Origin of the sequence: Microcoleus sp. B13-B6, from assembly GCF_036705405.1 — a bacterium.
Classification (GTDB): domain Bacteria; phylum Cyanobacteriota; class Cyanobacteriia; order Cyanobacteriales; family Microcoleaceae; genus Microcoleus.
Map to the genome: position 1 here is coordinate 1 of NZ_JAUBUJ010000102.1, position 15,273 is coordinate 15,273.

A 15,273-nucleotide genomic window follows, 5' to 3' on the forward strand; every position below is an offset into this window, starting at 1 on the left:
TGGCTGTTCTTTGTTAGTAGCAAGCAATGTTTTTGTGATCACAAACCAGACTTTTACGTGCAGAAACAAAAACGATGCACCCTTATGAATGGGGAATCCTAGGTGTCAAGGCGATCGCGTTAGGCTGGCTATCGGACGAACGATTTCCTCGCAATCATCGACATCAGCCGGCTGCTTCGCTTGCAAACGGGAGTTGCGGGAGGAATTGGCCGCCTAAATCAGCGACTGGTGGCCGCCTATCAACTTCCTGAAATTACACCCTCTAAACGCGAGAAGCGGCAAGCGAGCGAGCAAGTCAAAGAATTCGTTGAAGGCGTGATTCTGAGTCTCAGTACCGAATCAATAATCAGGTGGAATCCACCTGGGAGGGTGTTGACGGGGTGACAAGCAGATTGAAAGCAAAGGTGCGTCCAGGTTTTGAGTTGAGTGACCAAGCGAAAAGATACGCTTGCTGTAATTCAATCCAGATGCAACAACTTGACTATTAATTCAATCCAGATGCAACAACTTGACTATTAAATCAATCCAGATGCAACAACTTGACTATTAATTCAATCCAGATGCAGCAACTTGACTATTAATTCAATCCAGATGCAGCAACTTGACTATTAATTCAATCCACTTGTTATTAAAAACGCTAAAAAATTAGCTAATTGTTGCGTCAGCTAAAGTCAGGCATTTGCAGTATAAAGTCAGGCAAGTGCAGTATAAAGTCAGGCAAGTGCAGGCATTTGCAGGGACTGCACTCTACCTGTATTTACCTGAAAATATCCTGCAAACGCCTGAATTTTTAGGTCAAATTACTGCCTTTTTGTGCTGTTCGTGCCATAACCTGTTGGGACTGGTTATAGTTGTTCTCTCTCGGTAGCAAGCAATGGTTTTGTGATCACAAACCTGACTTTTACGTGCAGAAAGAGAAATAATGTCCCCTCCTTTTACGGAAGCCTAACCGCAAGGTCGGGTTTAATACTTTTTTAAGCTTTAATGACAATTGTAGCTATTTGTACTACGATTCAAGCTGAATATTATACAGCTATAAGAAAATACCTTTTGCTTGCTGAAGTCGAGGCTACCGCCATTACACCCAAAAACGATTCTCCCCTTGACTGCTGTCGTGGGCAATCCCCGCTATAGGAAGCTTGCACAAAAAGCAGGATTGGGTGGTAGCAATAGCAATGTTGAACGATATATTTATACAGATGCGAGAAAAGTTGCAGCCGAGTGAATGAAATGGATGGTGCGATCGCAAATCGCTCGCTCCTACAACCGCAATTCAGCACAAGCGATCGCTGTACTCCCGAAATAGCTCACGCCCTTCAACGAGCGCCGAACATTAAATTTAAGTCAAGGACTGCCAACGGCGCATTCTGCTGAACCGTTGAAAAGCAAGCTAATTGCCTCACCGTCTGAGGTTTATGTCTGGCCTGACCCTCAAGGTGTCGTCAGAGGGCAGGCGCTCGCGCCTCTGTACCGTTCAGTCCCCCAAGCTGCTAAAAACGATCCAGAACTTTACACCTTGCTTAGCCTGATTGATGCGCTGAGAGTAGGTCGAGTGCGGGAACAGCGTTTGGCGGTTAGCGAACTTGAAAACAGGCTCGTTACTCTATGAACCCGCAGATATTGATGTGATATTCGGTACCGATTCCCATTCAATACGATCGCACTTGGACAGTAAGCGGAGGAGCGATCGCTTCTACAGGCGCATAGACGAAATAAACCCATCCGACTCCATTGCTTTGAACTCAGCCGGAGCGCTCACGCAATCTCATTACAGAACAGAATCGCGCGTCGTCTGAAGCTGGGCCTCATTACTTATTCGAGTACAACTGGACAACTGCTCTCGCAACTGTCAACATTCAAAAGAAACTGTAATTATTTGAATTGGAAGTGCAGAGTTTGCTGTTAAATTGTTAAATAAGTCTTAAGTGTACCGGGACACGAAAAAACCTCAAAATTAACTTTTTGAGACTGAGTTTCCATGATTTTTTTTGCATAAATTTGCATAAATTTGAGTTCTTGTGAGTTTTTTTGAGTAAAACTATGCAAACTCAGCTTGAATTATTACCTGAAGTCGAAGCAGTATTTTCAACTAAAAACTCAAAATAATGCAAAATAATGCAAATTTATGCAAAATAATGCAAGCTGGGAAACTAAGGAAAAAAGCAGGGATGAGCGATAGCAAGCAATGTTCAGAGATATATTTATACCAAAATATAAAAAACTTCTCAAATAAAGAGGAGCGTTTCTATTGTAGAGCCACAACACGATCGGTATTGAACAAAAATTCAATTAGGCGAACGATCGCCCTCGCAGTTTTAACAGACTTAGCAAACTCAAAAAATACTTTTCGATGCAGTATTCCAACGGATAACCTGAATATTGACTCTTAGTGGTTGTATTAAGCATGAATGTTCATGCAAGTTCAGCTATAGTTGCTGCCAGAACTACTATCGGATAAGCTTTAATTCCAACTCTTGCGATCGCACCAACTGAAGCGATCGCCAATCGCTACAGGTTTGTCCAAGCAGCGGCTCTCTTATTTATGAGCTTGCTGTTTTGATACTAAACTTGCACTCGATCGCGCTAACCCGTGTTTCCCCTGCCACTTTCCAGAAAAATCTGCAAGGTGCAAACAAGGGGGTAAAGCCCAATTACAGGCGTTACTCAAGTGTTAGTCAACTAACTCCTGCACAAATCTAGCCAGGGCATTTAGTTATTTACTTAGTTTTAGTTGGTGTTAATAGACTCCCAGATATTAGCGAAACCGTTATAAATCGGGAGTTTTGCTGGTTTAGCTGAAGCGTCAACCTGAGCAAATGTGGTACTAATCAGTAGTTATGGTTTTGGTGTTCTGCCTACTGTACCGAAGCTATAGTGTTTGTTTTAGTTGGGTCTTTCCGGGGTGTTTTACGCTGCGTCTTACGCAATAAGTAAGACATAAAGTAAGACTATTTTGATATTTGTATTACAAATTAATCTTTTTATCTTACTAAGAACCTATACGGTAAGTCTGACAAAATATTGTTATATTTCCACTGCCTCTGGGACTTGTTGCAAGCGTTCAATAACATAGGGAAGGAACGCTACTCGACCACTACAAAACACGCAAAGAGAAGGGAACGGGCGATCGGTGCTCACACCGCTAAGATTTCCGAAATAACCCACATTCCGTAAGAAAATAGCTTTAGAAGCATTTTCTCAGGGGCAGGCGGTGGTTCCTTTTTGGGGCGATCGCGTGCGGGAACGCTTAAGCGAAAATTTAAAGAATTTTCAGCGATCGCTCTCTGTTAAGCTAGGTAGTGCTTAACTAGCAAGACTAGATGTAGTTGTGATTGCTAGTTGGTTTAAGGATGAGATCGGCGTGGCACGAACCAAGAAAAACGAGACGAACGGGAAAAACGGCAATGGCGCAAATCTAGGGTTTGAGCAAACCCTATGGGCGACCGCAGATAAAATGCGCGGTCACATGGATTCTGCCGAATATAAGCACGTTGCTTTGGGGCTGATTTTCCTCAAGTACATCTCTGATGCGTTCCAAGAACTCTACGATGACCTGGAAGCGCGGCAGGAGACGGAATACACCGACCCGGAAGATCGGGATGAGTATTTGGGGATGAATGTGTTTTGGGTGCCGAAGGAGGCGCGGTGGTCGCATATTCAGGCGAACGCGAAGCAACCGACGATTGGCAAGCTGATCGATGAGGCGATGCTAGGGATCGAGAAGGAAAACCCAAAACTCAAGGGAGTATTGCCGATGCAGTATGCCCGACCGGATCTGGATAAGCAGCGGTTGGGAGAACTAATCGACCTAATTAGCAAGATTGGCTTGGGAGATAGCGCCAGCCGATCGAAGGACATTCTGGGACGGGTATACGAGTATTTCTTGGGTCAGTTTGCAGAGAAGGAAGGCAAGGGCGGTGGAGAGTTCTACACGCCGCAGTCGGTGGTGAAGCTGCTAGTAGAGATGATCGAGCCGTATAAGGGGCGGATTTATGACCCCTGCTGCGGTTCCGGCGGAATGTTTGTGCAGTCGGAGAAGTTTGTCGAGGCGCACGGGGGACGCAAGGGCGATATTGCAATTTATGGGCAGGAATCGAACCCAACGACGCGGCGACTGTGTTTGATGAACCTGGCGATTCGGGGGATTGATGGCAATATTGGGGACAGGCAAGCCGATAGTTTCACCAATAATCTGCATAAGGACTTGAAGGCGGACTACATTCTGGCCAATCCGCCGTTTAACATTAGCGATTGGTGGAATGGTTTACTCGCGGATGATGTGCGCTGGCAGCATGGCACGCCGCCGAAGGGTAACGCTAACTATGGCTGGGTGCAGCATATCATCCATCACCTGGCACCCAATGGGATTGCGGGGTTTGTGTTGGCGAATGGTTCGATGAGTTCTACCCAGTCGGGGGAAGGGGAGATCCGCAAGGCGATCGTTGAGGCGGATTTGGTGGATTGCATGATTGCGCTGCCGGGGCAGTTGTTTTACACGACGCAGATTCCGGCTTGTTTGTGGTTTGTGACGCGCAATAAGAAAGGGGTTGTGGGGGCAAAGGGCTTTACAGCTTTGAGGGATCGGCGGGATGAGACGCTGTTTATTGATGTCCGGAAATTGGGCTATCTGGTCGATCGGACTCATCGGGAGTTAACGGAGGAGGAAATCGCCCGAATTGCGGCAAGTTATCATGCGTGGCGAGGGGAACCAGGAGCAGGCACATATCAAGATGTGCCGGGGTTCTGTAAGAGTGCGACGTTGACGGAGATTAAGTCGCATGGGTATGTGTTGACACCGGGGCGCTATGTGGGCGCGGAAGAAGCGGAAGATGACGATGAGCCGTTTGATGAGAAGATGCAGCGGTTGACGCAGAAGTTGGAGAAGCAGTTTAAGGAGTCGGCACGGTTGGAGAAGGCGATTCGAGACAACTTCAGAGGTTTAGGATATGGAAGTTGAGCCTCTCTTTCATTCATTACCTAACTACTGGGAGACAGTAACACTTAGTGAAGCTTGTAAACGTGGTGGTGGAGATATTCAAACAGGCCCTTTCGGTAGTCAGCTTCACGCTTCAGACTATGTGCCTGTTGGGATTCCATCAATCATGCCCAAAAATATTGGGGAAAATCGGGTAGATACTACTGATATTGCAAGAATTACGGCAGAGGATGCGAAAAGGCTTAGCCGTTATTTGGTCAAACCAGGCGACATTGTTTACAGCAGACGTGGAGATGTTGAGCGTCGAGCTTTGATTCGGGAAGAAGAGGATGGATGGCTTTGTGGAACAGGTTGTTTGCGTATTCGATTAGGTAAAGGGATTGTTAACCCTCTCTATGCTTTTTACTATCTAGGACATCCGAGTATTCGAGATTGGATTGTTCGACACGCAATTGGGGCGACTATGCCGAACTTGAACACATCCATTTTATCGTCCCTTCCTTTTGTTGTCCCACACCTTGATGAGCAGAAAGCGATCGCACACATCCTCGGCACTCTCGACGACAAAATCGAACTCAACCAGCAGATGAACCACACGCTAGAAGCGATCGCCCGCGCCCTCTTCAAATCCTGGTTTATCGACTTCGATCCTGTCCGCGCCAAAATGGATGGACGACAACCCGCAGGCATGGATGCAGAAACCGCCGCTTTGTTTCCTGCTGAGTTTGAGAATTCGGCGATCGGCAAAATACCGAAGAATTGGAAGGTAAAGCCTATTGGTGATGTTGTAAGAGCTGTTGGTGGGGCAACCCCAAGTACCAGTGAAGCTGAATATTGGGAAGGTGGGACAATTTACTGGTCAACCCCAAAAGATTTAGCCTCGCTCTCTAGCCCAGTTTTGCTTGATACTGAACGACGCATTACAGAAAAAGGACTTCAGAAAATTAGTTCCGGTTTGTTACCAAAAGGAACAGTGCTTTTATCTTCACGGGCACCAATTGGATATTTGGCAATCGCAGAAGTTCCATTAGCTATCAATCAGGGGTATATCGCTATGGTTTGTGATCAAGAACTATCAAATCACTACGTTTTGAGATGGACACAAATCAACATGGGCATTATCGAAGGTCGCGCTAATGGAACAACTTTTATGGAAATTAGCAAGAAAAATTTCCGTGCAATTCCAGTTTTGGTTCCATCGCAACAGGTTCTAGAAGCATTTAATGAACAAGCAGAATCTATTCATCAACAAGTAGCTAATAATTTCTATAAAAATAAAACTCTTACCTCAATCCGCAATGCACTACTGCCCAAGTTGTTATCGGGCAAAATCCGCGTGAAGAATATAGAAGTTAAAATTGAAGGAGAAGACGCATAAGATGGATAGTTCTAAATCTTTAATCACTCCATCTAGCGACAGTAATACTCTTGCACAAGCTTTCATAATGCAAGGAGCTAGGGAGATTCTCGAAATCTCTGCTGGTGCAGTACATATAAAAAAACAAATTGAATCTTTAGAGCTTGCAATCCAAAATGATCCTGGTATGGCGCTTGATTTATCGAGAACGTTAGTGGAGAGCGTGTGTATTACTATCCTTAAAGATAAAGGATACGAACCATCTAAAGAAGAAAAGAAAGAATTACCAAAATTACTAAAAATAACGACTAAAAAACTACAACTTGCTCCAGAAGAACATGGAGAAGCCAATAAGGTAGAAGAGAGCTTAGTAAAGATGCTGCGAGGATTGAATGACACTATCCTTGCCATCTGTGAACTTCGTAATGCAAACGGGTTTGCTTCACATGGGAAAGATGCTTACTTTATTCAAACACTGGAGAGTACACATATACATCTAGTTGCAAGAGCCGCCGATGCAATAGTAAATTTTTTATTCAAAACACATAAAAGAAATATTCTATCTCCCTCATCCATACGGATAAGATATGAAGAGAAAAAAACTTTCAATGAGTATCTGGATGACTTCTATGAAGCGATAGAAATATTTGAATTGAGGTATAGACCTAGTGAAATTTTATTTGCATTAGATCGAGAAGCTTACTGCAATCTCCTTACGGAGTTTGAGAATAAAAACGAATCTCAAGAAAACGAAGAGGATTCTGAAAGTTCATTAACATAGCTAGTTACTGAATCAAACTTGACAGGAACAACTGACTGAATTTTAGCAGACAAAAGGAAAAAATATGCAAGCAACTGCTTTTAGAGAATCTGTTGTAGAGCAAGCTACTCTTGCATGGTTTGAATCTCTTGAATACGAGATAGTAGATGGAAAAAGTTTGATACCTGGTGAATTAGACAGTGGACGGCAAACTTATTCAGATGTAATTTTAGCCAACCGTCTTAGTTCTGCTCTGATTAACATTAATCCTAAGCTCCCTTCTACCACTATTGATGAAGTTGTGCGACAGGTGCTGCGCTCCGAAACCCAAAACCTGTTCGAGAACAACCGCCGCTTTCATCGCCTCCTCACCGATGGCGTACCTGTTTCTTACCAGAGAGGCGATCGCACTGTCTACGACCAAGCATGGCTGATCGACTGGAAAAACCCCGAAAATAACGATTGGCTCGTCGTTAACCAGTTTACCGTCATTGAAAACCACAAAAACCATCGCCCCGATATCGTCGTATTCATCAACGGGCTACCCCTCGCCGTCATCGAACTGAAGAACGCCGCCGACGAAAACGCCGATATTGATAAAGCCTTTAACCAACTGCAAACGTACAAACGCAACATTCCCAGCCTCTTTACCTACAACGAAGCCCTGCTCGTCTCCGATGGTATCTATGCCAGTATTGGTACTATTACCGCAGATCGCGAACGCTTTATGCCTTGGCGCACGATCGACGACACCGACCTCGCCCCCAAAAGCACCCCAGAACTGGAAGTCGTGATTCGCGGCGTATTTGAGAAAACCCGCTTCCTCGACCTGATCCGCTTCTTCATCGTCTTTGAAGTCGATGGCGACACCATCACTAAAAAAATGGCTGGCTACCACCAATACCACGCCGTCAACAAAGCTGTAGCCGAAACCGTCAAAGCCACATCCCCAGAAGGCGACAAGCGAGTAGGCGTAATCTGGCATACCCAAGGATCGGGTAAAAGCCTGTCAATGGCATTCTACGCCGGAAAAATCGTACAGCATCCGGCAATGGCAAACCCAACCTTAGTAGTTTTAACCGATCGCAACGACCTAGACGACCAACTCCTCACCACCTTCTCCAAATGCCAAGAATTGCTGCGCCAGCAACCCGTCCAAGCAGAGGATCGCAGCGACTTAAAAGCTAAACTTCAGGTAGCATCCGGCGGCGTTATTTTCACCACGATTCAGAAATTCGCCCCAGACGAACGCGGCGGTGAGTATGAAATGTTGAGTGATCGGCGTAATATCGTCTTCATTGCCGATGAAGCCCACCGATCGCAATACGGACTCAAAGCGCGAGTCGTCAAAACCCAAGACAAAGAAACCGGACAAGAGGGAGCCTACACCGCCTACGGTTTCGCCAAATACCTGCGCGATGCCCTCCCCAACGCCTCCTTCATCGGCTTTACTGGCACTCCAATAGACAAAGCCGATGCCAGTACCAAGCAAATTTTTGGAGATTGCATCGATATCTACGACATCCAACGCGCTGTCGAAGATGGAGCCACCGTCAAAATTTATTATGAAGCCCGTCTCGCCAAAATCGCCCTGGATGAGAGCGAGAAACCCAAAATTGACCCCGACTTTGAAGAAGTCACAGAAGGCGAAGAACAAACCACCAAAGACGAGCTAAAAAGCAAATGGGCGCAGTTGGAAGGAATGCTTGGCACTGAAAAACGCCTAGCACTCCTCGCCCAAGACATCCTCAACCACTTTGACGATCGCCTCGCCGCAATGGAAGGCAAAGGTATGATCGTCTGCATGAGTCGTCGCATCTGTGCGGAACTTTATAAACAAATGGTCAAACTTCGCCCCGAATGGCACTCTAACAACGACAACGAAGGCGAACTTAAAGTTGTAATGACTGGCAGTGCTGCCGATCCCGAAGCATTGCAACCCCACATCCGCAGCAAAAAAGGACGAGATGCGATCGCCAACCGCCTCCGCAATCCTAATGACCCCCTTAAACTTGTAATTGTCCGGGATATGTGGCTGACAGGTTTTGATGCTCCTTGCTTGCACACCATGTATATCGACAAGCCCATGAAAGGGCATAATTTGATGCAAGCGATCGCCCGTGTGAATCGTGTTTTCGGCGCAAAACCGGGGGGTTTAGTCGTCGATTACCTCGGCATTGCCCAAGACTTGAAAGATGCCTTAAAAGAATATACCGAACGCGATCGCGGTGAAACTGGCATTCCTATCGAACAAGCAGTCGCCCTGATGCAGGAGAAATACGAAATTGTCGCCGCCATCTTTCATGGTTTCGATTATTCCCACTTTTTTACAGGGACTCCTCCAGAACGCCTTACCGTCCTGCGCGAAGCCACCGACTGGATTTTACGCCCCGAATTTCAGGACGATAACGGCGTACAGCGCTACATTCAAGCCGTAACCGAACTCTCCAAAGCCTTTGCCCTGTGTGCGACTGAAGAGGAAGCGATCGCCATCCGCGAAGAAATCGGCTTTTTCCAAGCCATCAAAGCCACCCTTTCCAAATACACCGTCGAAGGTGGCAAGAGCAAAGCGGAACTGGACGCGGCTATCCGTCAAATTGTCTCCCGTGCGGTTGCCTCTAATCTAGTGATCGATATCTTCGCCACCGCTGGACTCGAAAAACCCGAACTTTCTATCCTCTCTGACGATTTCCTCGAAGAAGTGCGTGGCATTCCCCAAAAGAACCTGGCACTGGAACGGCTGCGAAAACTGCTTAATGATGAAATCAAAGTGCGATCGCGTCGTAATGTCGTACAGTCCCGCACCTTCTCGGAAATGCTGGAAAACAGCATCCGCCGCTATCAAAACCGATCGCTCGAATCTGCTCAAGTCCTACAAGAACTGATCGAGCTTGCTAAAGAAATCCGAGAAGCTAACCTACGTGGAGAAAAATTAGGATTATCAGAAGATGAACTCGCCTTCTATGATGCCTTAGAAGTCAATGACAGCGAAGTTCAGGTACTAGGAGATGAAACCCTGAAGGCGATCGCTCGTGAGTTAGTCATAGCGGTTCGCCGCAACGTCTCGATCGACTGGACGGAAAGGGAAACCGTCAGAGCCAAAATCCGCACCATCGTCAAACGCCTACTGCGAAAGTATGGCTACCCTCCCGATAAACAAGAGAAAGCTACCCTAATAGTTATCGCCCAAGCTGAAACTCTTTCTAAGGACTGGGCTGCATAATACTGAGTTAGTGCGATCGCACCTTACCATTTAAGTCGGTTAGTCTTTTTTAAAGTTAGTGCAAGCTCAATCGGTCTTTTGATGCTTCCCCATTTCACTAAACGGTAAGGAACAGCGATCACATCTCCCATACTCCCACAGCGCAGGCATCTTGAATCGTGCTTTACACTGCGGGTACTTAGCTAAAAGCTTAAGCTGATGGCGATGGCTGATGCCTAGGCTATAGTCTACGCACTTCCAAACAGACTTAAACTGCCACTCAATCCGATGACAAGGCGACTGGGCATAACAAGCACCACATAATCGAATCGGTTCGCACTTCATCCCCTTTCCTGTTGGCGGCAGCATTTCCCACAACCTTTCAACCTCAACCCCTACCATCTCCGCCAAAGCCTCAAACTCCTGCTGAGTAGGATAAGGATTGAAATGAAAGAGTTCGAGCGAGAATGAAGGTTATGGTTAAACGCTTATTGCGGCAATATGGCTATCCGCCCGATATGCAAGCTCTTGCGATCGAGTTGGTGTTAGAGCAGGCAAAGGTTTTCACCGAGTTTGAAATAGAGACAAATCGTTCCTAAAGCGCTATAGCGTCCCAATCAGTAATCAAAATTCCCATCCAAGTTAAAGTTCGCTGCTCTATAAACGTCTCGCAAGACGTTTTTACCCCCCGTAATAAGGGGGTTTTGTATGACGCTATGCTCAAAAACTTATAAAAATCTTTGTTTATAGTATTTATACTTAACGGTTATCAACACTAGCCATTATAACGCTCTATACGGTTATCAACCCTGGCAGTGATGAGGCAGCATAATTATTATGAAAAGGTACATTTAGAGAAAGGAAAAATGACCAGAGAAACAAGTGAAGAGATGGCTAAACTCGCTTCTACAGTTCTTAACGAGCCGCTATCGTCTAACATAGCCAGGCAGCTAGCAGGTTCAGCGTTGTCTCAACACGCACCTCGCGATCCGCGTGGAACAGGAAGACAAACAGGTGAAGTTATAGCTAAACTAGCTAGCAAAGTTTTAACAGATCCAAATTCTAGCCCGACAGCAAAAAGACTGGCGGGCTCAGTGCTTTCACAATACGCTGAATAACTAGCTCAGCAAAGCCGTTCTAAAAATTGCGTTTTTTAGAACGGTTCTATATTTATAAACTACACAACATAATCTTATCTTCAGCACGTTTTTGTTACAAAACTTAACAAAAGCAGCTTGTATATTAGTCCAGTTAATTGTCCAGTCGCTCACTGGACTAATCAGAGTTACAATTTATCCAGTACCAAACTGGACAAACTGGACATATGGAAACTTACCCCATCGCAAGCCTGCAAGAGCGCTACAACCTAAGCAGCAAGCAATCTGTGTACGATCGCATAAAAGCTTTATCGATCGAACCAGTAGCCCGAGGCAAGATATCCGGTGACCAATTAGAGCAACTGGACAAGTTAAATCAGCATCTAAAATCTGGCGGCACCCTATCTGATTTTGAGAGTAGCCACACCGAAATTTTCAAAATAGAAGCGATCGAACCTGCGGCCACAACAGCTATAAATCAAGACAGAGAAAACTTTCTTGAGCTCATTGAGGCGATCGCCCGACACATTGCAGCAACTCGCGACCCTCTGCAACATTACGCCGCGTTGGAACAGGCGATCGCCTCCGGTTGGATTCTATCGACAACCGAAGTTAGAGGGCTCATCGGAGTTAAGCCCAGCGGCGATCGATTCAAGCGGGGCGCTTTTGCATTCATCCGAGCCGACAAAGTTGGGAGTCAGGCTGGATGGAAGGTTGAAAAAATATGAGATTTTAAGGCGATCACTTTGAATAATGGTTGTTCAGCATCGGCGAAGTTCGATCGCTCATCAGAGTCAAACCACACGGCGTTCAAATCAATCGCGGAAGCTTTGCGTTTGTATAGAGAGTTGTCGATGTAATTAGGTATGAGGATGAAATATCTTTAGCTCGAATGGTCAAGTGGCAGTGATGATCGCTCCACCGACGCGAGACTGGGTTGGAGCGAGTTTTAATGGGTTATAGTTTCTTATTTTTTCTTATGCCCACTCGCCTCGCCACAAGATTGAGTGGCAGTTTCAGCAAACGCAGGGGTGCAAAAAGCATGGGTTACGGTTGCTGTGAGAATGTACAAAATGTGGAGCAAGGTTTAAGATTCCGGCTTAGTGGGTGGATGGGTGGTGTCAGAGGTGTTTTAGGAGGTGTGGGGAGATGACAGAATTTCAAAAGCAGTGTTAACGTCTGAAGAACTGTATTAATAGAAATTTTCAGCTTTTACCATCCATGTAAAAGATGTTTTTGGCGATCGCTCCTGTCCAAAACTTCTGTACAGGACTCCCAAGCAATCTTTTCGAGTTTATGATACTTAATTTCAAAAGGATGTTGTTTAGGGACGACATCAATAGTTTGTTTTGCCCGTTCAATTTCTCCCATTGCAATCTCTATCCAGATGTCTTCTAAAACATCAGGAATCTGTCCAAATATCTGATGAATCGCTGCCAACCGATTGGAAAGCAATTCGTGAACGCGATCCTCTACTGACCCTTTGTAGCGCATATTATAAACATAAACTGTATTCCGTAGCTGACCAATGCGCTGGATTCTCCCCTTGCGCTGTTCTAATCTTGTCGGATTCCAAGGTAAGTCAAGATTAATTAAAGTCCCAAGACGTTGGAGATTAAGTCCTTCACTAGCGGCATCAGTTCCTAATAATAATCGCATCTCTCCCCGACGCACCATTTGTTTTAATTCTTCTCGATTTTGTTTGCTAAATACGCCTCCTAGAAAGATTCCTGATTTTTGTCCACCCGCATAAATTCCAATTGGTTCTTCCTGAAGAAGTTCTTGAGAAAGTTGACTAGCCAACCAAAAAATTGAGTCAAAATATTGAGAGAAAATAATACAGCCTTGTTCTAGCCAACCTCGTCTCAACAGTATCTCTACAACAGCTTGATATTTAGGATCTCGTTCTTGATTAGCTTCTAAAGCATTGACAAATGCCTGAAGCGATTCTCTTTCAGCAAGGGTCAAAGATTTAAGTTTTTCTACTTCAATAATTTCTTCTTCCCCATCGTCTTCATCTTCAATATCATCCCAATCCTGAAGCATATTTTTGGCAGTGTTCATGCCAGCATAAATAGTGCTACCGACGCGCCGCAGTAATAATGTTTTTAGGAATCCTGCTCCTTTCATCCTCGAACCAAGTAGCTGACAAAATTCTTCAGCAAATTCATAAGCCTCTTTCAAATATGGAGGCAATCTAATAGCATCTTTGTCCCCTTCACCAAATAATTCTACTTTCACAGGTTGTAAGTAAGGTTCGCCTGTCTCTGGGTCAATAGTGTTTTCCAAAAATTCTCTTGTTCGTCTAACAATGTGACGGATAAAGGGATTATGCTGTTGTGCAAAATTCCGTCCTAAATCTTTTACCCGTCGTTTGTCAGGTTTTTTTAGGTTTGACCACGCATCTCCAGAAGCAACTGCTTCGCTATCAGGTAGTTTTAGGGAACGGCGAATCATTTCAAAATCTCGGTCTTCTGAAGATGGCGGTAAGGGATTGCGAATCCAACTCCATAAATCTAGGTCATCTTCAGGTAAATTATTTTCACCTGTCACAACTGCGAGTGCTTCTTCTGCTTTGCGCCAATGGCTCCAGATATTTCCCAATACTGACTCGTTTTCTATGGGGGCAAGTATATTCAGTAAATCCCATGCTTCCACAGGATAAAGCTGAACTGGGGTGGCTGTTGCTAGTAATAGGCTTTTGGTTTGGGCAGAAATCTGGCACAGAAATGCCATTAAGTTATTAGGTTCTGGTTTTTCGTGTTCTTTATCAGGGGCAAGATTTTTGCGACGGGCGCGGTGTGCCTCATCTACTATCACGCACTCATAGGTTAGTTGTTTGAGATATGTTACAGACTCAGATTTACTGGTAATTAACCCTTGGGAAACAAGTCCGATTTGGCGAGGACATTTTTTAATCCCCGCAGCCCCGGTTATGGGATACTCAATGCCATTTTCATCTATCCACCGCTTGCCATCCCAAATTGCTGAGGGCATATCTAGGAGGTTTTTCATCTCTTCCTGCCACTGCCACAATAGAGGTTTGGGAACTAAAATTAGTATGGGTTTGTCCCCGTAAAGTGCCATTAACATTGCTGACATGGCAAGCTGCATGGTTTTACCTAATCCCACCATATCTGCTAAGACAAATCTTGCACCGTCAGGAGTGCGGTGAGCATTAAAAGTTAAATTGACAAAGTATTTTTGATGTTCCCAAAGTCCGTATTCTTGACGGTAAACAGGTGTTTCAAGAATCGGGGCGGCTGCTTCTGGTTGTTTTCGCCAAATATCAACGCTGGGAATTACTGTACGCTTGACGAGACGACCAATATCTTCTACGACAAAATCACAGAGATTGCAAGCAAAGGGACTATTCCAGAGGGCATCAAATTCTTCTTGTACCCATTGGATAGCTTCTGGGGAATCATCTTCCCAAAGTAGTTCGTAATTTAATTTCCAAGCTCGATAGGTTTCGTTGGTGCTGCCAATAAATGAGGTTTGGTTGCCATTGGTAAGGGTAATTACCCCAGCTTTACCGTGTACTAAACCAAATTTTTCTAGGGGAAGGACTTTTACCTGCATTTTACCAGAGCGCAGAAACTCGTAAAGACGGGCAAAGCGCGACTTGCTATAGTAATTGATTTTTTCTGGTTGGGATGCACACCACTCGCGGCGGATAGCAAAGTTGGCAGATTTAGCGGTTTCTACATCGCGTATATCTAAGTCCGAATTACAGGCAATGCGAATTAGTCCTGTGATGCTTTCTAGGGCTTCTCCTGCCACTTCCAGCATTGAAGAACTGAAGTATCCGGCTATGCGATCGTAAGATTTTGCTCCCTGTAATCTTTGATTAAGGAAGGATTGATCTAGTTGTGTTCGCCGCGAAGAAAACCTTTGAATCCCCATTTTTGCTGTTAACTT

General features: G+C 45.2%; 10 protein-coding genes and 1 pseudogene. 9 read left to right on the top strand and 2 right to left on the bottom strand.

The genetic code is table 11. The features are described from left to right. Positions 1-1,221: 1,221 nt before the first annotated feature. The 6 genes from QUB35_RS31720 (at position 1,222) to QUB35_RS31745 (ending at position 10,276) form a co-directional block, all read left to right on the top strand. Positions 1,222-1,374 (top strand): hypothetical protein, encoded by a 153-nt coding sequence (locus QUB35_RS31720; RefSeq protein ID WP_333145786.1) that lies wholly within the window; start codon positions 1,222-1,224, stop codon positions 1,372-1,374. A gap of 4 nt (positions 1,375-1,378) precedes the next feature. Then, entirely contained in the window at positions 1,379-1,609 is a 231-nt protein-coding gene (locus QUB35_RS31725) for a hypothetical protein (protein WP_333145788.1), read from the top strand. A 1,719-nt stretch (positions 1,610-3,328) separates the two neighbouring features. After that, entirely contained in the window at positions 3,329-4,957 is a 1,629-nt protein-coding gene (locus QUB35_RS31730) for a class I SAM-dependent DNA methyltransferase (RefSeq protein WP_333145790.1), read from the top strand. Continuing rightward, positions 4,947-6,314 carry a restriction endonuclease subunit S gene (locus QUB35_RS31735; protein ID WP_333145793.1) on the top strand — a complete coding sequence of 456 codons (1,368 nt, stop codon included), beginning with the start codon at positions 4,947-4,949 and terminating at the stop codon, positions 6,312-6,314. The genes QUB35_RS31730 and QUB35_RS31735 overlap by 11 nt, the downstream gene beginning before the upstream one ends. A 1-nt stretch (position 6,315) precedes the next feature. Next, on the top strand, positions 6,316-7,074 hold the full coding sequence (locus QUB35_RS31740) for an abortive infection family protein (protein ID WP_333145795.1): 759 nt from the start codon (positions 6,316-6,318) through the stop codon (positions 7,072-7,074). A gap of 64 nt (positions 7,075-7,138) precedes the next feature. Further along, positions 7,139-10,276, top strand: coding sequence for a type I restriction endonuclease subunit R (locus QUB35_RS31745; protein WP_333145797.1), 3,138 nt, complete (start codon positions 7,139-7,141; stop codon positions 10,274-10,276). Between the two features lie 66 nt (positions 10,277-10,342). Here the strand turns inward: QUB35_RS31745 and QUB35_RS31750 are convergent, their stop codons facing one another. Further along, entirely contained in the window at positions 10,343-10,666 is a 324-nt protein-coding gene (locus QUB35_RS31750; RefSeq protein ID WP_333145799.1) for a hypothetical protein, read from the bottom strand. Positions 10,667-10,716: 50 nt separating this feature from the next. On the opposite strand from QUB35_RS31750, the pseudogene QUB35_RS31755 reads away from it, so the two are divergent. The 3 genes and pseudogenes from QUB35_RS31755 to QUB35_RS31765 form a co-directional block, all read left to right on the top strand. Further along, positions 10,717-10,854: pseudogene (locus tag QUB35_RS31755) on the top strand (type I restriction enzyme endonuclease domain-containing protein); the annotation flags it as partial. Between the two features lie 267 nt (positions 10,855-11,121). Beyond that, entirely contained in the window at positions 11,122-11,373 is a 252-nt protein-coding gene (locus tag QUB35_RS31760; RefSeq protein ID WP_333145801.1) for a hypothetical protein, read from the top strand. Between the two features lie 206 nt (positions 11,374-11,579). Beyond that, entirely contained in the window at positions 11,580-12,080 is a 501-nt protein-coding gene (locus QUB35_RS31765; RefSeq protein WP_333145803.1) for a hypothetical protein, read from the top strand. 484 nt (positions 12,081-12,564) lie between these two features. On the opposite strand, the gene QUB35_RS31770 is transcribed toward QUB35_RS31765, so the two are convergent. Further along, entirely contained in the window at positions 12,565-15,258 is a 2,694-nt protein-coding gene (locus QUB35_RS31770; protein WP_333145805.1) for a phospholipase D-like domain-containing anti-phage protein, read from the bottom strand. Positions 15,259-15,273 lie beyond the last annotated feature (15 nt).

Bases quoted from the DNA above. Each gene is read 5' to 3' on its own strand.
- QUB35_RS31735 (WP_333145793.1), top strand. From the start codon at position 4,947: ATGGAAGTTGAGCCTCTCTTTCATTCATTACCTAACTACTGGGAGACA.
- QUB35_RS31740 (WP_333145795.1), top strand. From the start codon at position 6,316: ATGGATAGTTCTAAATCTTTAATCACTCCATCTAGCGACAGTAATACT.
- QUB35_RS31745 (WP_333145797.1), top strand. From the start codon at position 7,139: ATGCAAGCAACTGCTTTTAGAGAATCTGTTGTAGAGCAAGCTACTCTT.
- QUB35_RS31760 (WP_333145801.1), top strand. From the start codon at position 11,122: ATGACCAGAGAAACAAGTGAAGAGATGGCTAAACTCGCTTCTACAGTT.
- QUB35_RS31765 (WP_333145803.1), top strand. From the start codon at position 11,580: ATGGAAACTTACCCCATCGCAAGCCTGCAAGAGCGCTACAACCTAAGC.
- QUB35_RS31770 (WP_333145805.1), bottom strand. From the start codon at position 15,258: ATGGGGATTCAAAGGTTTTCTTCGCGGCGAACACAACTAGATCAATCC.